Genomic DNA, 20,742 nt, shown 5'->3' with positions numbered 1-20,742 from the left:
TCGAGGCGGGACAGTCATGGCGGCTTCCGAACCCGAACGCCCACGCCGTAACGCATTACGGTGGACGGCCGCGGGCGTTCTGCTGACATTGTTCGCCGTCCTGGCGATCACATCGGTCCTTGCCGGATTCGCGCACCGAGAGCTCCTCGACACCGACCGCTACGTCCAGACCGTCACACCCCTGCCTGCCGACCCCGCGCTACGAGAGGTTCTCGCCGATCGCGCCACCGACGCGATCATGGATCGCGTCGACGTCCAATCCGTCACCGCCCAGGCCCTGGCGGCGTTGGCGGACAGCAACTCACGCGTTCCGCGTGCCGTGACCGGGCTGGCTCCACTGGCTACCCGGCAAACGCGAGGTCTGGTGCGAGACACGGCCGAATCCGTTCTGGCGTCCGATCGATTCGAGGCCGTGTGGATCGACGCGAACCGGCAGGCGCACCGGGGCTTGGTCGCCGTGCTGACCGGCGAGGCCCCGGAGGCCGTCGGCATGGATCAGAACGGCGCGGTGAGCGTGGCACTCGGCCCGCTCATCGACAGCGTCCGAACCGAGTTGACCGAACGGGGCTTCACATTCGCCGAAGAGGTGCCGTCGATCGACCGGTCGGTCGTGATCTTCCGGTCTCCCGAACTGGTCGAGGCGCGGCGGTGGGTGACCGTCCTCGATCGCGTCGCCGATGTGCTGCCGTGGATCACGGTGCTCGTGGCGGCCGGCGCGATCTGGGTCGCGCCCGGCGGCGCCCGGCGGCGCGCCCTCGCCTGGCTGGGTGTGACGCTGGCGCTGGCGATGGCATTGCTCGCGGTCGCCATCGGCCTCGCACGATCGGCCTACCTGGACGCGGTGCCGGCCGATGTGCTGCCCACACGCGCCGCCGCGGTGGTGATCGACGCGTTCCTGGCACCGCTGGACACCATCGTGCGAGCGATGTTCGCACTGGCCGTGGCGATCATGCTGGCCGCGCAGGCGCACCGGGTCGCGCGGAACTCACCGGCGATCCGAGTCATCGCGGCCCGCTACCGGGTCCCGCTGCGGATCGCCGTCATCGCCACCGCGGCGACCACGCTGACGTTCTGGTCCTACCCGACCGCGGCGGTGGTCATCATGACCGTGCTCGCCGCCCTGGCCGCCCTGCTGGTCGTCGAACTGGCGGCCGGACGTGAAAAGCCGGATGACGGGGACCGGCCGGGTAAAACCGGTCCACGCCATCCGGCGATTCCGCCCGCCACCGGGTGAGTTCGGCGCACGGCGGGCGACGCCGTCCGATCCTGGATCAGAAAATCGGACGACGGTCTGGGGGTGACTAGGTCACGATGCGCAGCGGGTGCTCGATGAGTTCCTTCAACTGCCGCAGGAACTTCGCCGCGACCGCACCGTCGATCGAACGGTGATCCGCGGACAGCGTGACGCGCAGGATCTTGCGCGACACCACCTTCTCGCCATCGAGCTTCAACTCGTCCTGCGCGGCGCCGACCGCGAGGATCGCCGACTCCGGCGGGTTGATCACGGCGGTGAACTGCTCGATGCCGAACATGCCCAGGTTGGAGATGGTGAAGGTGCCGCCGGACATGTCCTCGCCCTTCAGCTTCCGGTCGCGGGCGCGATCGGCCTTCTCCCGGCCCTCCGCCGCGATGGCCGACACCGACTTGCGGTCCGCGTCATGGATGACCGGCACGAACAGGCCCGCGTCGGTCGCCACGGCGATGCCGATATTGATCGCCTTGTGCCGCAACAGCTTGTCGCCCGCGAACGAGACGTTCACCGACGGATCCAGGCGCAGCGCGGTGGCGACCGCCTTCACCAGCAGGTCGTTCACACTGACCTTGCCGGAACCGGTCTCCTCCAGGGTCGTGTTGATCTGCGCGCGGAAGGCCAGCAGCTCGGTCACGTCGATGGCGCTGGTCAGGTAGATGTGCGGCGCCTGCTGCATGGACTCGGTCAGGCGCTGGGCCGAGACGCGCTGAATGGTGGTCAGCGGAATCTCGTCGTAGTCGCCGGTGGCCGGGGCGACGGGTGCGGCGGGAGCCGGGGCGGCGGCGGGCACGGCCGGAGCGACTGTGCTGCTCGCGGTTTCGACATCCAGCTTGGTGACGCGGCCGCCGGGGCCGGTTCCGGTCACGGCGGTGATGTCGACGCCCAGCTCCTTGGCGATCTTGCGGGCCAGCGGAGACGACTTCTTGCGCTCGCCGTCGGCGGAAACGGCGGGGGCGCCGCCGTTTCCGCCGACGGCGGCCGGATTGCCCTGCGCGGCAGGAGCGGCGGGGGCCGGAGCCGCGGCGGGGGCGGCGGCGGGCGCGGCCGGGGCCGGAGCGGAGGAGGACCCGCTCCCGTCACCCAGGATCGCGATGGCCTCACCGATCGGCACGCGCGCACCGGCTTCGGCGATGATCCGCTCGAGCACCCCGTCCTCATAGGCCTCGAGCTCCATGAGCGCCTTGTCGGTTTCGATCTCGGCCAGGATCTCGCCGGCCTTGACCTGATCGCCGACCTGCTTGAGCCAGGCCGCGACGACGCCCTCCTCCATGGTGTCGGAGAGCCGGGGCATGGTTACTTCGGACATGGTTCCTTCCGGATCTCAGCGGCGCTTGCCCACGGCGGCAAGGGTTTCGGTGGCGGCCCGGTACAGCGACTCGGGCGAGGGCAGCGCCAGCTTCTCCAGGGGCTTGGCGTAGGGCAGCGGCACCTCGGCCATGGCGACCCGGCGGACGGGGGCGTCGAGGTAGTCGAACGCGCCGTCGGAGATGGACGCCGCGATCTCCGCGCCGATGCCGTAGGTCAGCCAGTCGTCCTCGCCGATGACGGCGCAGCCGGTCTTCTTGACCGAGGCGATGATGGTGTCGCGGTCCAGCGGGCGCAGGCTGCGCAGGTCGATGACCTCCGCCGAGATGCCGTCGGCGGCAAGCTGTTCGGCGACCTGGGTGCAGACGTTCGCCATGCGGGAGTAGCCGATCAGGGTGATGTCGGTGCCCTCGCGGGTGACCGCGGCCTTGCCGATCTCGACCGGCGGCAGGTCCTCGGGGACCTCGCCCTTGGTGTTGTAGAGCGACAGGTTCTCCAGGAACAGCACCGGATCGTTGTCGGCGATCGCGGCCTTCATCAGCGCCGCCGCGTCGGCGGGCGTCGACGGCGCGACCACCTTCAGCCCGGGCACGAACGCGTAGTACAGCTCGATGTTCTGCGAATGCGTCGCACCCAGCTGCTGGCCGCCGCCCCCGGGGGTGCGGATGACCATGGGCACGGCGGTCTGCCCGCCGAACATGCCGTAGATCTTGGCGGCGTGATTGACGATCTGGTCCAGCGCCAGCAGCGAGAAGTTGATCGTCATGATCTCGACGACCGGGCGCAGGCCCAGCATGGCGGCGCCGATCGCCGCGCCGACGAAACCCTCTTCGGCGATCGGGGTGTCGCGCACCCGCTTCTCACCGAACTCGGCCAGCAGGCCGGCGGTGATCTTGTACGAGCCTTCGAAGACGCCGATCTCCTCGCCGATGAGGAACACGTCGTCGTCGCGCCGCATCTCCTCGCGGAGGGTCTCGCGCAGCGCTTCACGGTAGGTCATGACAGCCACGGTGATGTCCTTAGGCGGTGAAGAGCGGATCACCGGGCAGGCGATGGGAATCGCCCGCGACCGGGGTCGCGTAGTTGTAATCGAACAGGGTGGCCGGGTCCGGATGCGGGGACTGGTCGGCGAAATCGACCGCGACGCGCACGCGCTCCTTCACATCGGCCTCGATGGCGGCGGCCGACTCCTCGCTCAGCACGCCCGCCTCCAGCAGACGGTTGTGCCACAACACGATCGGGTCGTGCGCGACCGCGGTGGAGACGGCGTCCTCGGCGCGGTACTTGGCCGGGTCCACCACCGAATGGCCCTTGAGCCGGTAGGAGACGGCCTCCAGCAGCGCGGGTTTGCCCTCGCGGCGGGCGGTCTCGATGAGATCGGCGGCGACCTCGCGCACGGCCAGCACATCGGTGCCGTCCACCCGCTCACCGCGCATGCGGTACGAGGCGGCGCGCTTCCACAGATCCGGTTCGGCCGAGGACTTCTCGACGGTGGTGCCCATACCGGTCTGGTTGTTGATCACCAGGAACACCACGGGCAGATTCCACAGCGCCGCGATGTTCAGCGACTCGTGGAACGCGCCGATGTTCGTGGTGCCCTCACCCATCTGGCACACCACGACGTCATCGCCGCCGCGGTAGTCGATGGCCAGCGCCGCGCCGATCGCCAGCGGCACCTGGCCGCCCACGATGGCGTACCCGCCGAGCAGCCGGGTCTCGGTGTCGTACATGTGCATCGACCCGCCCCAGCCCTTGGAGGTGCCGGTCGAGCGGCCGTACAGCTCGGCCATCACGCGGCCGGGCTCGATGCCCTTGGCCAGCGCGTAGCCGTGCTCGCGGTAATTGGTGAACAGGTAGTCGGTGGGACGCATGGCCCGCCCGACACCGACGACGGTGGCTTCCTCACCCAGGTTCAGGTGGCAGTAGCCGCCGATCTTGGCCTGCTGATACGCCTGCGCGGTGCGCTCCTCGAAGCGGCGGATGAACAGCATCTCGCCGTACAGCTCGCGCAGGGTCGCGGCGTCGGTGCCGCCGAAATCGGCTCCGCCGAGCAGGGTTTCGGTGCCGGATACGGCGACGTCCGGGGTCTGGTCGGCCGGGCGGGCGGCCTTGCGCGCCGGCTTGCGCGGCGCGGTGGTCTGTGTCAGCTCCGCTGCAGTGGTCGTGGTCATGACGGAACTCCTCAACGCTTCCGGGGCGGCGCGACGTGAATCGGCAGGCCCAGCCCGACCAGGGCGGCCTCCATACCGATCTCGCCGAGGGTGGGGTGGGCGTGGATGGTCTCGGCCAGCTCGTCGAGGGTCGCCTCCAGCGAGATCGCCAGGGCCCCTTCGGTGATCAGGTCACTGGCCGACGGGCCGATGATGTGCACGCCCAGCACTTCGCCGTGCTTCTTGCCCGCGACGATCTTGAGGAAGCCCTCCTGATCGCCGAAGGACTTGGCCCGGCCCAGCGCCGCGAACGGGAACTTGGCGGCCACGATGTCGTGGCCCGCGGCCTTGGCGGCGTCCTCGGTGAGGCCGACGCTCGCGATCTCCGGATGCGTGAAGGTCGCGGCCGGGATCACGTTGTAGTCGATGTGGGCGGCGTGACCGGCGATGGTGTCGGCGGCGACCAGGCCCTGATGCGAGGCCACGTGCGCGAGCAGCGCCTTACCGGTGACATCGCCGATCGCGTGGACGTGCTCGACGCCGGTGCGCAGGTGCTCGTCGACCGGAATGAAACCCCGTGCGTCGGTGGCGATTCCGGCGACTTCCAGGCCCAGCCCGGCGGTATTGGGGCGGCGGCCGACGCCGACCAGCACCACGTCCGCGGGCAGCTCCTGCGGCTTGTCTCCGCCGACCGTGACGGTCAGACCCGCATCGCCCTGGGCGATGGCGGTGACGGTCGCGCCGGTCAGCACCGTGATGCCCCGCTTGGTGAACGAGCGGACCAGCGCGGCGCCGATCTCCTTGTCCTCCAACGGAACCAGGCGATCCTGCATCTCCACCACGGTGACGTCCGCGCCGAACTCGTGGAACAGGTTGGCCCACTCCGCGCCTACGGCGCTGCCGCCGATGACGACCAGGCGCTCGGGCACCTCGGTGAGACCGAACGCGCCGTCGGAGGTGATGACGCCGGGCAGGTCCGCGCCCGGGATCGGGAGTACGGCCGGGACCGAACCGGTCGCGACGATGACGTCCTTCGCGCTGACGGTGCGCACGGCATTGGCGGTCGGGGCGGCGGCGTAGCGCGGGCCGCCCTCGAAGATCGGCGACGGACCGGCCTCGACGACCTCGACTGTGGTCGGGCCAGTGAAGCGGGCGTGGCCCTCGATGACGGTGACGCCATTGGCCTCGAGCAGGCCCGCGACCCCGTCGGTCAGTTCCTTGACGATGCCGTCCTTGCGCTGCCGCACCGCGGCGTAGTCGAAGCGCAGATTATCGGCGTAGATGCCGAATTCGGCGGCGTGCGCGATGGTGTGGAAGACCTCCGCCGAGCGCAGCATCGCCTTGGTCGGGATGCAGCCCCAGTTCAGGCAGACGCCGCCCGGGCGTTCCTTCTCGACCAGGCCGACGGTGAGGCCTCGTTGAGCGGCGCGGATGGCGGCGACGTACCCGCCGGGACCGCCACCGATCACCAGAAGATCGAATTCCGGCACTCGTGGTGCTCCTCGTTCTCGATAACTCGACCCGCCATCGGTTGTGATGCGAGTCATTGCGAACGAGTCTGTCGGTCCCCATTTGCACAATCAATGCACTCGAAGCCCATATATGTTTGTGCGCAACTGGGCGGAGAGCACAATTTGTACCCGTGAGTAGCGTGCTTTCGGCGGCTCAGCCGCGGGTGGTCCCGGGCAATTCCAGGGCGGCCAGCGCGAGCGAAAGTTCCAGGTAGGCGCGCTGGCCTTCCAAGGGCCGGCCGAGCAGCATGGTGATGCGCTGCAACCGGTTGATGACCGTGTTCCGATGGCAGTGCAACTTGGGTGCGGCATTGGCCGCGGAGCAGTTCTCGGCGAGCCAGACGGCCAAAGTCCGCAGCAGAATGTCGCGTTCCTTCGGCGGCAATTCCAGGATCGGGCCGAGGGTCCGGGAGACCAGGAGATCGGTCAGATCGGGGGAGCGCAGCAGCAGCGCCTCCGGATAGCGCTCGTCCAGCGAGATCAGCAGCCCGGCCGCGTCCCCGGGCACGGTATCCAGCGCCAGCACCGCCAACCCGTGCGCGGTATCGATGCCCGCCAGCCCGGCGACCGCGGGGGAGACCCCCGCCCGGCCTCGGATCAACGGCCGAAGCTGTTGCAGCACAACCGAACTGTCCCGATGCTCCAGCGACACCAGCCCGACCGTCGAATCCACGCGCTCGTGCCACACCGAGCGCACCCCCGAAACCCCCAGCGCCGCCTCCGCGCCCATGTGCAGCCGTGGCCCGCCCTCACCGCGCGCCACCACTACGAGATACGCGCCGTGCGCGGGCAGATTCAGCTCCCGCCCGGCCCGCGCCGCGAACGTGGCGTCGTGGGCACGCCCGGCGAGGAGGTCCTCGATCAGCGAATGCCGGCGCCGCTCATCACTGCGCACCCGATCCAGCTCGGTGTTCCGATACGAGGTCACCAGCGCCGACGACATGCCGTCCACCACCGCCCACATCGCCGACCCGACCTGCCGGGTCTCCGCCGACCCGATGTCATCGGCCTTGTCCAGCAACGCTTCCCACACGATCTGGCCGCCGAGCCGGAACGTCCGCAGCATCGCCTCCAGCGGCACCCCCTGCTCGGCGCGCCGCCTGCCGATCGCCGCGGCCACATCGTCGCCGTCCGGATTCGGCGGCAACCCGCCCAGCAGATCCAGAATCCGCGTCAGATACCGGCGGCAGCCGTCCCGCAGATCCGCCCGCGGCACCGCCGTGTAATCCGTCCAGCCCGGGTTGTCGGTGAAGATCGCCGCCATCAACCGCTTGGTCAACGCGGGCACCTCGGCCTGACACGCCGCGGCCAGCCGCTGCGTGCCGACCGCCGGGATCGGATGCCTGGGTGCCGCCATGGCACTCAACCTACTCCCGGGGGTCGCCCGCCCGTCCCATCCGGGCCGGTCAGCGGGTGTCGACCCCGCCCAGCACGGGCTTGATATCGAGGACCGGCGTCCCGTCGATCGCCTCCAGCCCCGCCACTCCCAGCACGCCCGGGGTCACCGCGGTCAGCGTCACCTCGTGCAGCCCGATCGGGTTCGGCCGGTCGGGGGACCGGGTCGCGAACACACCCGTCGCCGGACGGGAACGATCCCCACGCGGATGCACCGCCAGCACCTCCCGGCTCCCCGCGTGCAACCAGGTCAGCAGCACGACCCGCATCCCCGGCCGCAGATCGGCCGCGGCCGCGGCGAATTCGGGCGCCAGCACCACCTCCGCGGGCGGCGCGTCCTCATCCGCCTGGCGCGGCGCCCCGGCGCGGTCGGTGAGCCGCGAGCGGACGTGGCCGACCGGGCGCACCTCGAAATAGTCAGGGCTGCTGGAGAATTCCGAGGACATGGTTTCTTCTGCTCCTTTACACCGTCGCGGGGTTGGCGATGTCCATGATTGTCCGAGCTGATCGAAGTCGCCAATATTTCCGTGATCGGACTGGGCGGCACGGTAATTCGTCCGGTTGTTGCTTTGGACGGCGTATGATCGGCCGGGATGGGCATCCAGGGCCAGCGCGAACGAATAGTCACCACCGACTGGGACGTGTTCGCACGCAGGCTGGCCACCTTCCTCGCCGGGTTGCCGTCCCGCGCCACCCTCACCCTCGTCGCCACCGGCAATCGATACGTGCAATTCCAGCAGTTCGACATCAATCTCTCCGCCGAACTCACCGGTAACTACTATTTGCCCGAACCGATTTCGGAGGCCGCCGCCCAATTGTTGCGCGACCTCGGCTGGACCGCTCCCGCCCTGCAACGCGAAATCGAGAACTGGCGGCGCACCCTGCGCTGGCCGATCACCCGCACCGCCTTCGAGGACCTCGCCCGCTCCGCCACCCGCGGCCTGCACGAGGCCCTCGGCGTCGGCGATCCCGGCGACCTGCGCGCCAGCGCGTGGGCGGAGACGACCGCGCTGGACCTGTCCGCCTTGAGTTCCCGGCGATAGCCGGACACGCGACGGCCCCGCCGCACGCGGTACGACGGGGCCGGAACGGGTGAGGGTCAGCCCACCAGGGTCTTGTGCAGCTTCACGATGGTCGCGGCGTCGATGCCCAGCCCCTTGGTGAGGAACTTGCCGAAATCACCGAACTGCTCGTTCATCTTGTCGATCGCGTTGTTCAGGTACTCGTCGCTGACGACCTGCAACGGGATCAGCAGATCCGGGTTCTGCATGATGCCCGCCTGCTTCAACTGCGCCCGCTGCGCGGCATCCGCGGCCGACCGGTACTGGTTCGACAGCAGGTAGTCCTGGCGGGCAACGCTTTCCGGCACACCCACGGCGCGCAGCATCACATACGTCATCCACCCGGTGCGGTCCTTGCCCGCGGTGCAGTGATACAGCGTCGCGCCACCGGAGGCCGCGATGTCCTTGATCGTCTGCCCGAACTTCGCCATCGAATCCGGCGTCAGGAAGCTCTGATACATGTCGCGCATCATCTGCTCGGCCTTGCCGTCACCCAGCGCCGCCTGCTGCACCGCCGGATCCTTCGACCCGATGGCCTGCACCATCTTCAAATACATGCCCCCGTCGTTGATCGGCCGGGACACCGCGGCGGCCCCCGGAATCGCCCGATCCGCGCCCTGCGCCCCCACCTCGGCCTGCGTCCGGAAGTCGATCACCGACTTGATCCCCAGCGCCCCCAGCTGCTGCACATCGGCGTCGGTCAGCTTCCCGAGCGCATCCGCCCGAATCACCTTCCCCGACTTGGTCGAATCCCCCGTGTAGGTCGCATACCCCCCGATATCACGCACATTGACGGCCCCCTGCAGCGTGATCCGAGTCGCCTCGGTGTGCATGACCGGCGGCGCGGCCAGAGCCACCGACGGCACCCCCGCCACCCCGCCCCCGAGCAGCGCCCCGGCCGCGGCAGTCACAACGAGCATTGAAATACGAAGTCGTGCAAATCGTTTGATGTTCACGGCGGCGACGGTAGGGGTGCTTACGCCTGCCCCGCGCGGTTACCCACCGGTCCTCCCGCCCACCGGCCATCCATCCCCACCCACCGGGACCCGCACTGGACCACCCTGAACACCCTTGCACCCCAGTAACTCTCGCGCAACCATTCTACCCGCGCAAAGAACCGGAGTCCCACTGACCACCCGGAGTGTCGATTCCGAGCGGTAACCTGAGGCGCTCGGTACTCCAGGAGGGGAGTCGTTTTGGCGCAAATCTCGGTGACGGTCTGCCTGCCGCCGGATGCGATCGATGACGTGCAGGCCGCGATCACGAGAGCCCTCGCTCCGTTCGAGATGCACCAGGGGTTTCCGGAGCGAGACATGTGGAGCACCTGGCGGCTTCGGAGCGGCGGAGACGGAGCCGGGTTCTATGTCCGACCGGGTCATGAGGATGATCCTCGGCTGATCCACGACGGTCCCAACCAGTTCGGCATCGTGCTGCCCCCCAACCGAGGCGAATGCGCGGGCGGCCCGAAGGCCTTGCTGGACGTCGCGACACACAATGTCGCAGAGCCCGATGTGCTCACCTTGGATGGCTGGTGGATCGAGTCGAGCGGCGTTTGCCGACACAAGGACTGGGACCAGAACACGTCCCCCGCAGACCGGCCCGCCTGCCCCATACCACCCGGCGATCTCGAAAACTACCTCGAGACACTGCCCGACGACACCGTGCTCGTCCGGGTCCACTGCCACCGCCGGTAACGCGCAAAGCCCCACCCGCCGAGGCGGATGGGGCTTCCGAGAGCGCTTGCGCTACTTCGACTTAGACGTCGTAGTACAGCTCGAACTCGTACGGGTGCGGGCGCAGGTTGACCGGGGCGATCTCCTGGGTGCGCTTGATGTCGATCCAGGTCTCGATCAGGTCGGTGGTGAACACGCCACCCTCGGTGAGGTAGTCGTGGTCCTGCTCGAGGCGGTCGATGACCGACGCCAGCGAGGTGGGGGCCTGCGGGATGTTCTTGGCCTCCTCCGGCGGGAGCTCGTAGAGGTCCTTGTCGACCGGAGCCATCGGCTCGATCTTCTTCTTGATGCCGTCCAGGCCGGCCATCATCATGGCGGCGAAGGCCAGGTACGGGTTACCCGAGGAGTCCGGCGCGCGGAACTCGATGCGCTTGGCCTTCGGGTTCGAGCCGGTGATCGGGATACGGATCGCGGCCGAACGGTTGCGCTGCGAGTACACCAGGTTGATGGGGGCCTCGTAGCCCGGCACCAGACGGTGGTACGAGTTCACGGTCGGGTTGGTGAACGCCAGCAGCGACGGGGCGTGGTGCAGGATGCCGCCGATGTAGTGACGCGCCAGATCCGACAGGCCCGCGTAGCCGGCCTCGTCGTGGAACAGCGGCTTGCCGTCCTTCCACAGCGACTGGTGGGCGTGCATACCCGAGCCGTTGTCGCCGAACAGCGGCTTCGGCATGAAGGTAACGGTCTTACCCTCCTGCCACGCGGTGTTCTTCACGATGTACTTGAACAGCTGCAGGTCGTCAGCGGCGCCCAGCAGGGTGTTGAAGCGGTAGTTGATCTCGGCCTGACCGGCGGTGCCGACCTCGTGGTGGCCGCGCTCCAGCTCGAAGCCCGCGTTCTGCAGGTTGGTCGAGATCTTGTCGCGCAGGTCGACGTAGTGGTCGTACGGCGCGACGGGGAAGTAACCACCCTTGTTGCGAACCTTGTAACCACGGTTCGGGGTGCCGTCGGCGTTGTACTCCGCGCCGGTGTTCCAGGAACCCGACACCGAGTCGATCTCGTAGAACGAGCCGTTCATCGCCGAGTCGTAACGGATCGAGTCGAAGATGTAGAACTCGGCCTCGGCACCGAAGTAGCAGGTGTCGGCGATGCCGGTCGCGGCCAAGTACTCCTCGGCCTTGCGGGCGACGTTACGCGGGTCGCGGGAGTACGCCTCACGGGTGAACGGGTCGTGCACGAAGAAGTTCATGTTCAGCGTCTTCGCGGCACGGAAGGGGTCGACCCGCGCGGTGCTGTAATCGGGCAGCAGCAGCATGTCCGACTCGTCGATCGACTGGAAGCCGCGGACGGACGAACCGTCGAACGCCAGGCCCTCTTCGGCGAGATCAGCGGTGAACGCCTTCGCCGGGATCGAGAAGTGCTGCTGCACACCGGGGAGGTCGGTGAAGCGAATATCGACGTATTCGAGCTCCTCCTCCTTGATGTACTTGATGACCTCGTCGGCCGTGCTGAACGCCACTTAGTACTCCTTACGGATCGGTTCCCAGCCAGTGGTGACTGCATGGGTTCGTCGCGACCACACGGTATGGATGCGGTGTTTCCCTGCAATCAAGGCTGTGTTTCGCCAGTGTTACACGCACTGCTGGCCGGGGGTTCGGCGGTGCCCCCGGGTTCGCGTGGACGCCGCAGCGGTCGCCGAGCAATGCTCGACCAGCACCGATATCCTGCCACCGACCTGCCGGAACCGGCTGTTAAGACTCTGAAAAGTTAGGGTCCTTACCGCGTGCGACCCGGTCAGCGTGACAATCCTCACCGCCGGGCATCCACCTGGCAACCGGGGTCGCCGAACAGTTGCGGCAGCCGCCGGAATCGTGCAGGCAACATATACGATTCCCCGCTCGTCCGCCGATCGACGGGCGTCGGCGACCCGTCCACGGGCGGCGCATAAGCTGAGTCCATGGCACGCATCACCGGCTCATGGCTGTCCGGACCGAACGCCGAATCCGGAGACAACCCGCTCGGTGACTACCAGGGCAAGGAACTCGGCCTCCCGGCCTCCGGCCCCGGCGCGCTCGCCCCCTTCACCCGCCGCGTGCTGGCCGTGCTGGTGGACTGGTTCATCTCCATGGGCCTGGCCGCCATCATCGTGCGACCGGACGCGGACAAGATCCTGTCGAAGATGACCATCCCGAAGGGGCAGCAGCCGCCTTCGCATTTCGAGGTCGTCACCCAGGCGCTGTCGACGCCGACCCTGGTGGTGTGGTTCGCGCTCGGGATCATCGCGGTCACACTGTTCGGGTTCACGCCGGGCCAGTACTTCCTGAAGATCAAGGTCAGCCGAGTGGACGCTGACGCGCCGGTCGGTTTCGTCCGCGCGCTGGGCCGGCAGCTCATCCTGCTGTTTGTCATCCCCGCGCTGTTCACCGACAGCGACGGCCGCGGCATGCACGACCGCGCCACCGGCACCGCCCTCGTCTACAGCCGCTGACCCCCGCGCGGTCACCGCGTTCACCGGCCCCGATCACGGATCTGTCGATTCCGGTCACAGTTTTGTGCTCGGGGTGATTCGAACACATCACGCCGCGTCGAGTCGGCGCGGATCAGCCGCGTTACCTGCGATGCTGTTGGTGCAGTGTGTTGCAAGGCGTTGCCAAATGTTCACCGCTGTTTGCTTTCGATCGGTATGGTGGCGGCGATTTGCCCTGATGCAGCCACCTGGCCGTCGTCCGGGCGGTAGCTGTTGCTGTGCCGATGGAGGGATCGATGGTCGAGGACTACCGGGCGGCCGCGCGGACCCTGAGCCGCCGGTCTCTGCTCGCGACCACCGGACTGGTTGGTTTGGCCGCAGCGGGTGCGGCCGTCGCGGCCGGAGTGAACGCCTCCACCGAAGCCGACGGCGTCCAGCGCACCCAGCACGCCGAGGATATCGGCCAGACGGCCATGGGCGTCGCCCCGATCATCAGCACCGAACGCGTCTACTCGAAGGCCCGCCGGTGCGAGGTCGACCTGGTCACGATCCTGCCGCCCGGCGTCTCCGCCGACAACATCCCCATCTCGCTGCTGTTGCACGGCCTGCACGGCACCGCCCGCAACGCCGCCGTCGGCAATATCGCCGACCTGCTGGCCGCCGCGGTCGCCACCCGCCTCACCCCGGCCTTCGGTTTCGTGGCCCTCGACGGCGGCGACAACTACTGGCACGACCACGGCACCGGCGACGACCCGATGGCCATGCTGCTCGACGAGGTCCCCGGCTGGCTCGCCCAGCGCCGCCTCGCGGGTAAGGACGGACAACCCTTCGCCTGCACCGGAACCTCCATGGGCGGCTTCGGCGCCCTGGTCTACGCGCGTCGCCGCGCCGAGCGGAACCGCCCGTTGAACGCGGTAGCCACCATGTCGCCGGGTCTGCTCACCTCGTGGACCGAAATGGCCAAACGGAACGCATTCACCAATGCCGACCAGTGGGCGGCCCTCGACCCGCTACGCAACCTCGACAAGCTCGGCCCGGCCCCCGTCGGCCTGTGGTGCGGCGACCGCGACCGCTTCATCGAGGGCTGCCGCCGCTTCATCGCCACCGCCCGCCCCGAGGTCGGCCTGATCACCCCCGGCACCCACACCGAGGAGTACTGGAGCACCGTCACCCCCGACGTCATCGGCTTCCTCTCCCGCCACCTCCGCTGACCGTTCCGCCGAGTGGCACACCCTGGAGGGGATTCGTCCGATTTCCCCGCCACCCTGTGCCACTCGGCGAAAGGGTAAGGCCCGCATCCTGGGGATGCGGGCCTTTACTTTCGAGTGGTCAGCGGCGGCGGATCGAGCGCTGGACGCCGCGCATCTTCGCGCCGTTGGGCAGCGGGCCCTTGGGCAGGGCCGGGCCGCCGCGGGTGGCGAGGGCCGACAGACGTCCCTCGATATTGTCCATGCGCGCCGCGTCGATATTGCGCGGCAGCTTGCGCAGGTGGCGTTCCAGCTCCTTGAGCGGAACCTGGCCCTCCTCGTTGCCGATCACGATGTCGTAGATCGGGGTGTCGCCGACCAGCCGCGACACCTTCTTCTTCTCCTGTGCCAGAAGCGACTTCACCCGCTGCGGCGAGCCCTCGGCGACCAGCACCACACCGGGCAGGCCGACCACGCGGTGCACCGCGTCGAGCTGGGTGGTGGCCGCGACACCCGGGGTGACCCGCCACTTGCCCTGCAGGTTGTCCAGCACCCAGGCGGCCGCGCCGGCCTGGCCCTCGGCCTTGGCGTACACGTTCTTCTGCACCCGGCGCCCGAAGATGATGAACGCGGCCAGCACGCCCAGCACCAGACCGATCGGCAGCAGGAACCACTGCAGACCGAAGATCAGGCCGATCACCAGGAACAGCACGGTCACGCCGACCAGCGCGCCGATCATCAGCGGCAGCAGCAGCTTGTCTTCCTTGCGCTGCATCTGGAACGCCTGCCAGAGCTGCTTGCGACGGTCCTTCGACGCCTGCTTGCGCGCCGCCTTCGCCGCGGCCTTCGCTTCCTTCGACGGATTACCGCCCTTGCCTGCTGCCATGCGGTCCAGCTTAATCGCCGGGTACGCCCGGTTCGCGATGGGATGGACAGTGACGCGACCGGTCGGTGCCCGATGGCCCGAATCGCGGTCGGCGCGAGTGCTTGTCGGCCGGAGCCGCCGCATCGGCCGGAGTCCTGCCGGCCGATGCGGTGCTCGTGGCGTCAGGCCGCCGCCCCGATCGGTTCGGGGGCCGCCGCCTCGGGCGCTTGCTCGCGCGGGGTCCGCAAGGTGATCAGCGCCAGCGGAATACCCACGGCGACAATGACGCCCGCGACGATGATCGCCAGGCGATAGCCCTCGAGGAAGGCGTGCATCGGAGCCGCGCCCTGCCCGGCCACGGTGGCCGCGCGAGTGGTGAGGATCGCACCGACGATGGTGACGCCGAGCAGCGCCGAGATCTCGCGGCTCGCATTGACCACCGCCCCCGCCGCGCCCGCGATGGCTGGCGGCATCCGGTCCATGATCGCCGTGTTCAACGGCGTCATGAGCAGGCCCGATCCGATGCCGAACCCGATGAACGCGGGCATCAGGTCGAGGATGTGCCCGTGCTCGCCGATCGTCGAAATATCCAGCAGCGCACCGACGATGCCCGCCACCCCCAGTGCCACGGTGACGTTCGTGCCCAGCCGCCGCGCGGCCAGCGGGGCGAGCGGCGACACCAGCACCATGGCGACCGCCATCGGAATGAACGCCGCCCCCGCCGCGGTGGGTGAGAAGCCGAGCACGTTCTGCAGATACATCGCGGTGAAGAAGTAGATGCCCATCACCCCGAAACCCCACAGCATCATCACGGCGATGCCGCCGCTGAAGGCGCGGGAGCGGAACATCGACATATCCACCATCGGGTCCGGCCGGCGCGATTCGATGACGACGAACGCCGCGAGCGCGGCCGCGCCGATCGCGAAACAGCCCACGATCACCCAGGAGGTCCAGCCGCGGTTGTGTCCTTCGATCAGGGCGTAGGTGACCGCGAACAGCGCGAGCGCGGAGGTCACCAGTCCGGGCAGGTCGAGCCGGTGCCGCACCCGTTCGCGGGTTTCGTCGAGGGTCAGCGCGGTGAGCGCGAAGGTGATGACGCCGAAGGGCACATTGATCAGGAAGATCCAGCTCCAGTCCACGTGCTGGCTGAGGACGCCTCCGGTGAACGGCCCGAGGGCCAGGGCCAGCGCGCCGATGGCGCTCCACACGCCGACCGCCTTGGCGCGTTCGGCGTCCTCGGGGAACAGTCCGGCGATGATGGCGAGGGTCGGGGGGATCGCGGCGGCAGCGCCGACGCCTTGCAGCACCCGGGCCCCGATGAGCATGGCCGGGCTGTCGGCGAGTCCGGCCAGCAGTGAGGCGAGGGTGAACACGGCCAGTCCGCCGAGGAACATCCGGCGGCGGCCGAACAGGTCCGCGAGTCGTCCGCCGGCCAGCATCAGCCCGGCGAAGACCAGGATGTAGCTGCTCACCACCCATTCCAGGCCCGAGATGGACAGCCCCAGGTCGCTCTGGATGGACGGCAGCGCGACGTTGACCACGTTGTTGTCGAGAAATGTCATGAAGGTCGCCAGGGAAACCCCGATCAGGGCCCACCAGCGGCGGGGCAATAGTGGCACCGCAAACTCCTATGCGTTGTTCCTGTACATCATTCGCATACGTTGTACATGTACGTGGTACAGGAAAGCCTGTACGTTGTATATTTGTCAAGTGGCAAAAGCGGAGAACCGATTGAGCCGGGAGACCGTCGCCGACGGCGCGATCGCGCTGGCCGACGCCGAGGGCCTCGACGCGCTGACCATCCGGCGACTGGCCCAGGAACTGGGCGTCACCCCGATGGCGCTGTACTGGCATTTCAAGAACAAGGACGAACTGCTGGCCGGCGTCGTCGACCGGCTGTGGGAACAGGTCGACACCACCCGCGACCGGTCGCGCCCGCTGCTGGAACAGTTCCGCGCCCTGGCCGAATCACTGGTGACGGTGCTGCGCCGGCACCGCACCCTGGTGCCGCTGTTCCAGGTGTCCCGCGACAACGACCCGAGTCCCGGATTCCTGGATGCCACCGAGGCCGCGCTCGAGATCCTCACCGAATACGGCTTGGACGTCGACTCCGCCGCCGCGATCTGCGGCAACACCTTGCGCACCGCCGTCATGTTGGTGCTGGGCGAGCCCGGCGCTCCGGCGCCGCAGCAGTCCGCCGACGACAATGCCGAGATGATCCGCCGCAAGCGCCTCCGGCTGGAAACCCTTCCGCGGCAGCGTTATCCGCGGATCGTGCAGGCCGCCGACGCGCTGACCTCCTGTGAGGCCGATCGGCACTACGGCTTCGGCCTCGACTTCTTCATGACGGCCCTGGCCGCGCTGCCGCTGCCCGCGCGGGTCGGCGCGGAGGAGTCCTGACGGTCAGGCGTGGCCGGATTTGGCCTGCTCCCGCAGACTGTCGGCCAGCTGGTGCGGCATCGGTTCGTGGCGCGCGTAGGCGCGGGTGAAACTCGCCGCGCCGTGGGCCAGTGACCGCAGATCCACGGCATAGCGGCTCAGCTCCAGCTCGGGGACTTCGGCCCGAATCGCGGTGCGGCCCAACCCCGCCGGTTCGGTGCCCAGGACCCGGCCGCGGCGACTCGACAGGTCGCCGAGCACCGGGCCGACGTAGGTGTCCGAAACCACCACCAGCACTTCGGCAATGGGTTCGAGCACGCTGATGCGGGCGGTGGCGGCGGCTTCCCGCAAGGCCAGGCCGCCCGCGGTCTGGAAGGCCGCGTCGGAGGAATCCACCGAATGCGCCTTGCCGTCGAAGAGCGTCACCCGCACGTCGACCAGCGGATATCCGGACGCCACCCCGCGCAGGGCCTGAGCGCGCACACCCTTCTCCACCGACGGGATGAACTGGCGCGGAACGACTCCGCCCACCACCTTGTCCACGAACTCGATGCCCGAACCCTCCGGCAGCGGGGCCACCTCGATCTCACAGACCGCGAACTGCCCGTGTCCGCCGGACTGCTTCACATGCCGCCCGCGCCCGGCCGCCTGGGTGGCGAAGGTTTCGCGCAGGGCCACCTTGTGGTCGACGACGTCGACCTGCACCCCGAACCGGGACCGCAGCCGTTCGAGCGCCACCTCGCGATGCGCCTCGCCCAGGCACCACAACACCAATTGGTGGGTGTCGGGATTCTGTTCGACCCGGACCGTGGGGTCTTCGGCCACGAGTCGCGACAGCCCCTGGGAGAGCTTGTCCTCGTCGGCTTTGCCGTGCGCCTTGATGGCGACCGGCAGCAGCGGATCCGGCATGGCCCACGGCTCGATGATGAGCGGGCTGTCCTTGGCGGACAGGGTGTCCCCGGTCTCGGCGTGCGTCAGTTTGCTCACGCACACGATGTCCCCGGCGATGGCCTGCGGCAGCGGCCGCTGCTGTTTCCCGAACGGCGCCGACACCCCGCCGACCCGGTCGTCGGCATCGTGATCGCCGTTCGTGCCGGTGCCGTGCCCGCACACGTGCACGGTGTCGTCGGCGTGCAGGGTGCCGGAGAACACCCGCACCAGCGACAGCCGGCCCACGTACGGGTCGGAGGCGGTGCGGATCACCTCGGCCGCCAGCGGCGCGTCCGGATCGCAGGCCAGCGCCGCGGACTTGCCGCCGCTGCCGGTCGCGGACACCGGATGCTCTGCGGGCGTGGGGAATCCGCGGGTGATGAGGTCCAGGATCTCGACGGTGCCGAGCCCCTGGCGCGCGCCCTCGGGTGGGGGAGCGGCGATCAGCATGGGGTGGAAGCTCCCGCGCGCGACCGCTTTCTCCAGGTCGGCGACCAGCGAGGCGAGGTCGATCTCCTCCCCGCCGATGTAGCGGTCCATGAGGGTCTCGTCCTCGCTCTCGGCGATGATGCCCTCGATGAGCCGGTTGCGGGCCTCCTGCATCTGCTCGCGCTGTTCGGCGGAGGCGGGCGCCTCGACGCGTTCCCCGGTCGCGTAGTCGTAGACGTGCTGGGTGAGCAGTTCGATCAGCCCGGTCACCGGCCGGTGCCCGTCGGGGTTCTTGGGCCCGTACACCGGAAGATGCAGCGGCAGTATGGATTCCGCGCGCCCGCCGCCGAGGATCTGGCGGCAGGTCTCGGTCATGTCCTCGAAATCGGCCCGTGCGGTGTCCAGGTGGGTGAGCACGATGGCGCGCGGCATGCCGACGCTCGCGCACTCCTCCCACAGCGCCAGCGTGGGCCCGCTGACGCCCTCGACCCCGGCGGCCGCGGAGAGAATGAAAAGGGCCGCGTCCGCTGCTCGCAGACCGGCCCTGAGCTCCCCGACGAAATCGGCGTATCCGGGGGTGTCGAGAAGATTGACCTTGACCTTCTCCCACCCCATCGGCACCACCGACAGTTGCACCGACCGGTGTTGACGCTGCTCGATGTCGTCGTAGTCGGAGACGCTGGTGCCGTCCTCGACGCGCCCGGCTCTGGGCACCGCCCCGGCGGCCACCGCGAGCGCCTCGACCAGCGTGGTCTTCCCCGACCCGCTGTGCCCGACCAGCACCACATTGCGGATGTCGCCGGGCCGTTCGGCCACGACTGCCTTGCCGTTGACACCGTGCGCTGAAATCGTTCGCTCGACCATGGCTCGCTCCGTGGGTCGATCATTGCGGTCCTTCGAGCTTCCCACCAGCGGCGCGCTCCCGTCCACGAATCGCGGGATAACTCGTCTACCGGCGTTTCGCCGGAGGCCGCGCGGCCTTCACGTCCGCGTCACCCGGAGCAGCGGTCCCCCGGACGCGACCGCGCGCCGCGTCCCTCGTGGGTCGCGGCGCGCGGTCTGCGGTGCGTCGGGTGCGCTAGGAGCCGAAGCGGGCCAGCACGCTGGTGGCCTCCTGCGCGGCGCTGCCCTCCTCGGCCAGGTGCGCCATCTCCGGGGAGATCTCGCGGCCGTGGTGACGCATGGCCTGGGCGTAGAGGCGGCCCGCGCGGTACGAGGACCGGACCAGCGGACCGGCCATGACACCGGCGAAGCCCATCTCCTCGGCGGCCCGGGAGTGCTCGACGAACTCCTCCGGCTTCACCCAGCGGTCGACCGGGTGGTGCCGCGGGGAGGGCCGCAGGTACTGGGTGATGGTGATGATGTCGCAGCCCGCCTCGTGCAGGTCGCGCAGGCCCTGGGTGACTTCCTCCGGGGTCTCGCCCATGCCCAGGATCAGGTTGGACTTGGTGACCAGCCCGGCCTCGCGGGCCGCGGTGATGACCGCCAGCGACCGCTCGTAGCGGAAGGCGGGACGGATGCGCTTGAAGATGCGCGGCACCGTCTCCAGATTGTGGGCCAGCACCTCCGGCCGCGACTCGAACACCTCGGCCAGCTGCTCGGGCACCGCGTTGAAGTCGGGGATCAGCAGTTCGACGCCGGTGTGCGGGTTGAGCCGCTTGATGGCGCGCACGGTCTCGGCGTACAGCCACGCGCCGCCGTCCTCGAGATCGTCGCGCGCGACGCCGGTGACGGTGGAGTAGCGCAGCCCCATGGCCTGCACGCTCTCGGCCACGCGCCGCGGCTCGTCGCGATCGAGGGCGGCGGGCTTGCCGGTGTCGATCTGGCAGAAGTCGCAGCGCCGCGTGCACTGCTCGCCGCCGATGAGGAAGGTGGCCTCGCGGTCCTCCCAGCATTCGAAGATGTTGGGACACCCGGCTTCCTCGCAGACCGTGTGCAGCCCTTCGCGTTTCACCAGGCCCTTGAGTTCGGTGTACTCGGGGCCCATGGTGGCGCGGGTGCGGATCCACGAGGGTTTGCGCTCGATCGGGGTCTCGGCGTTGCGGGCCTCGATGCGAAGCAGCTTGCGGCCGTTGGGTGCGGCCGGATCGTTAGGTGTCGGGGTATCGACGGAGGTCACTTGGTTCACCCTACGCTTG

Annotated in this window: 18 protein-coding genes; 6 read left to right on the top strand and 12 right to left on the bottom strand. The window is 68.9% G+C overall.

What is annotated here, in order from left to right; genetic code table 11:
* The first annotated feature begins 16 nt into the window (after nt 1-16).
* Entirely contained in the window at nt 17-1,234 is a 1,218-nt protein-coding gene (locus tag ACQPYY_RS24555) for a hypothetical protein (RefSeq protein WP_433591147.1), read from the top strand.
* A 67-nt stretch (nt 1,235-1,301) separates the two neighbouring features.
* On the opposite strand, the gene ACQPYY_RS24550 is transcribed toward ACQPYY_RS24555, so the two are convergent.
* From ACQPYY_RS24550 to tsaA, 6 genes are all read right to left on the bottom strand, one after another.
* The gene (locus tag ACQPYY_RS24550) at nt 1,302-2,558 is read right to left on the bottom strand and encodes a dihydrolipoamide acetyltransferase family protein (protein WP_433591146.1); all 1,257 of its coding nucleotides are present in this window, start codon (nt 2,556-2,558) and stop codon (nt 1,302-1,304) included.
* Between the two features lie 15 nt (nt 2,559-2,573).
* Entirely contained in the window at nt 2,574-3,557 is a 984-nt protein-coding gene (locus ACQPYY_RS24545; protein ID WP_357288816.1) for an alpha-ketoacid dehydrogenase subunit beta, read from the bottom strand.
* A 19-nt stretch (nt 3,558-3,576) separates the two neighbouring features.
* Entirely contained in the window at nt 3,577-4,728 is a 1,152-nt protein-coding gene (pdhA, locus tag ACQPYY_RS24540; protein ID WP_433591145.1) for a pyruvate dehydrogenase (acetyl-transferring) E1 component subunit alpha, read from the bottom strand.
* 11 nt (nt 4,729-4,739) lie between these two features.
* On the bottom strand, nt 4,740-6,197 hold the full coding sequence (gene lpdA / locus ACQPYY_RS24535) for a dihydrolipoyl dehydrogenase (protein WP_433591144.1): 1,458 nt from the start codon (nt 6,195-6,197) through the stop codon (nt 4,740-4,742).
* A gap of 175 nt (nt 6,198-6,372) precedes the next feature.
* Entirely contained in the window at nt 6,373-7,575 is a 1,203-nt protein-coding gene (locus ACQPYY_RS24530) for a PucR family transcriptional regulator (protein WP_433591143.1), read from the bottom strand.
* Between the two features lie 49 nt (nt 7,576-7,624).
* On the bottom strand, nt 7,625-8,059 hold the full coding sequence (gene tsaA / locus ACQPYY_RS24525; RefSeq protein ID WP_433591142.1) for a tRNA (N6-threonylcarbamoyladenosine(37)-N6)-methyltransferase TrmO: 435 nt from the start codon (nt 8,057-8,059) through the stop codon (nt 7,625-7,627).
* Between the two features lie 147 nt (nt 8,060-8,206).
* On the opposite strand from tsaA, the gene ACQPYY_RS24520 reads away from it, so the two are divergent.
* Nucleotides 8,207-8,656, top strand: a complete 450-nt coding sequence (locus ACQPYY_RS24520) for a TY-Chap domain-containing protein (protein ID WP_357288802.1) — start codon at nt 8,207-8,209, stop codon at nt 8,654-8,656.
* Nucleotides 8,657-8,712: 56 nt separating this feature from the next.
* On the opposite strand, the gene ACQPYY_RS24515 is transcribed toward ACQPYY_RS24520, so the two are convergent.
* Nucleotides 8,713-9,594 (bottom strand): tyrosine-protein phosphatase, encoded by an 882-nt coding sequence (locus ACQPYY_RS24515; protein WP_433591141.1) that lies wholly within the window; start codon nt 9,592-9,594, stop codon nt 8,713-8,715.
* A 276-nt stretch (nt 9,595-9,870) separates the two neighbouring features.
* Here ACQPYY_RS24515 and ACQPYY_RS24510 point away from each other — a divergent pair, with 276 nt between their 5' ends.
* The gene (locus ACQPYY_RS24510; RefSeq protein WP_433591140.1) at nt 9,871-10,368 is read left to right on the top strand and encodes a hypothetical protein; all 498 of its coding nucleotides are present in this window, start codon (nt 9,871-9,873) and stop codon (nt 10,366-10,368) included.
* A gap of 61 nt (nt 10,369-10,429) precedes the next feature.
* Here ACQPYY_RS24510 and glnA read toward each other — a convergent pair whose 3' ends face one another.
* Nucleotides 10,430-11,866, bottom strand: a complete 1,437-nt coding sequence (gene glnA, locus ACQPYY_RS24505; RefSeq protein WP_379095637.1) for a type I glutamate--ammonia ligase — start codon at nt 11,864-11,866, stop codon at nt 10,430-10,432.
* A gap of 438 nt (nt 11,867-12,304) precedes the next feature.
* Between glnA and ACQPYY_RS24500 the strand changes: the two genes are divergently transcribed.
* Entirely contained in the window at nt 12,305-12,835 is a 531-nt protein-coding gene (locus tag ACQPYY_RS24500) for an RDD family protein (RefSeq protein WP_379095639.1), read from the top strand.
* A 275-nt stretch (nt 12,836-13,110) separates the two neighbouring features.
* Nucleotides 13,111-14,025 carry an alpha/beta hydrolase gene (locus ACQPYY_RS24495; protein WP_433591139.1) on the top strand — a complete coding sequence of 305 codons (915 nt, stop codon included), beginning with the start codon at nt 13,111-13,113 and terminating at the stop codon, nt 14,023-14,025.
* Between the two features lie 118 nt (nt 14,026-14,143).
* On the opposite strand, the gene ACQPYY_RS24490 is transcribed toward ACQPYY_RS24495, so the two are convergent.
* Both ACQPYY_RS24490 and ACQPYY_RS24485 read right to left on the bottom strand, forming a co-directional pair.
* The gene (locus tag ACQPYY_RS24490) at nt 14,144-14,887 is read right to left on the bottom strand and encodes a DUF4191 domain-containing protein (protein ID WP_357288771.1); all 744 of its coding nucleotides are present in this window, start codon (nt 14,885-14,887) and stop codon (nt 14,144-14,146) included.
* A gap of 161 nt (nt 14,888-15,048) precedes the next feature.
* The gene (locus ACQPYY_RS24485; protein WP_379095645.1) at nt 15,049-16,485 is read right to left on the bottom strand and encodes an MFS transporter; all 1,437 of its coding nucleotides are present in this window, start codon (nt 16,483-16,485) and stop codon (nt 15,049-15,051) included.
* Nucleotides 16,486-16,576: 91 nt separating this feature from the next.
* Here ACQPYY_RS24485 and ACQPYY_RS24480 point away from each other — a divergent pair, with 91 nt between their 5' ends.
* Nucleotides 16,577-17,266: a TetR/AcrR family transcriptional regulator gene (locus ACQPYY_RS24480; RefSeq protein WP_379095648.1), complete on the top strand. Its 690-nt coding sequence runs from the start codon at nt 16,577-16,579 to the stop codon at nt 17,264-17,266.
* 3 nt (nt 17,267-17,269) lie between these two features.
* On the opposite strand, the gene ACQPYY_RS24475 is transcribed toward ACQPYY_RS24480, so the two are convergent.
* Both ACQPYY_RS24475 and lipA read right to left on the bottom strand, forming a co-directional pair.
* Nucleotides 17,270-19,468 (bottom strand): elongation factor G-like protein EF-G2, encoded by a 2,199-nt coding sequence (locus tag ACQPYY_RS24475; protein ID WP_433591138.1) that lies wholly within the window; start codon nt 19,466-19,468, stop codon nt 17,270-17,272.
* A gap of 214 nt (nt 19,469-19,682) precedes the next feature.
* A complete protein-coding gene (gene lipA, locus ACQPYY_RS24470) occupies nt 19,683-20,723 on the bottom strand; it encodes a lipoyl synthase (RefSeq protein WP_379095654.1) in 1,041 nt (346 codons plus the stop codon).
* Nucleotides 20,724-20,742 lie beyond the last annotated feature (19 nt).

The sequence above is a fragment of the Nocardia sp. CA-145437 genome (assembly GCF_050956485.1).
Classification (GTDB): domain Bacteria; phylum Actinomycetota; class Actinomycetes; order Mycobacteriales; family Mycobacteriaceae; genus Nocardia.
This window is presented reverse-complemented; position numbering and strand designations above follow the sequence as displayed.

What these genes read in the sequence shown, in the direction of transcription:
- ACQPYY_RS24550 (WP_433591146.1), bottom strand. Translation starts at nt 2,558, where the DNA reads ATGTCCGAAGTAACCATGCCCCGGCTCTCCGACACCATGGAGGAGGGC.
- ACQPYY_RS24555 (WP_433591147.1), top strand. Translation starts at nt 17, where the DNA reads ATGGCGGCTTCCGAACCCGAACGCCCACGCCGTAACGCATTACGGTGG.
- ACQPYY_RS24490 (WP_357288771.1), bottom strand. Translation starts at nt 14,887, where the DNA reads ATGGCAGCAGGCAAGGGCGGTAATCCGTCGAAGGAAGCGAAGGCCGCG.
- ACQPYY_RS24520 (WP_357288802.1), top strand. Translation starts at nt 8,207, where the DNA reads ATGGGCATCCAGGGCCAGCGCGAACGAATAGTCACCACCGACTGGGAC.
- ACQPYY_RS24475 (WP_433591138.1), bottom strand. Translation starts at nt 19,468, where the DNA reads ATGGTCGAGCGAACGATTTCAGCGCACGGTGTCAACGGCAAGGCAGTC.
- ACQPYY_RS24515 (WP_433591141.1), bottom strand. Translation starts at nt 9,594, where the DNA reads ATGCTCGTTGTGACTGCCGCGGCCGGGGCGCTGCTCGGGGGCGGGGTG.
- ACQPYY_RS24495 (WP_433591139.1), top strand. Translation starts at nt 13,111, where the DNA reads ATGGTCGAGGACTACCGGGCGGCCGCGCGGACCCTGAGCCGCCGGTCT.
- ACQPYY_RS24500 (WP_379095639.1), top strand. Translation starts at nt 12,305, where the DNA reads ATGGCACGCATCACCGGCTCATGGCTGTCCGGACCGAACGCCGAATCC.
- ACQPYY_RS24545 (WP_357288816.1), bottom strand. Translation starts at nt 3,557, where the DNA reads ATGACCTACCGTGAAGCGCTGCGCGAGACCCTCCGCGAGGAGATGCGG.
- ACQPYY_RS24530 (WP_433591143.1), bottom strand. Translation starts at nt 7,575, where the DNA reads ATGGCGGCACCCAGGCATCCGATCCCGGCGGTCGGCACGCAGCGGCTG.
- tsaA (WP_433591142.1), bottom strand. Translation starts at nt 8,059, where the DNA reads ATGTCCTCGGAATTCTCCAGCAGCCCTGACTATTTCGAGGTGCGCCCG.
- pdhA (WP_433591145.1), bottom strand. Translation starts at nt 4,728, where the DNA reads ATGACCACGACCACTGCAGCGGAGCTGACACAGACCACCGCGCCGCGC.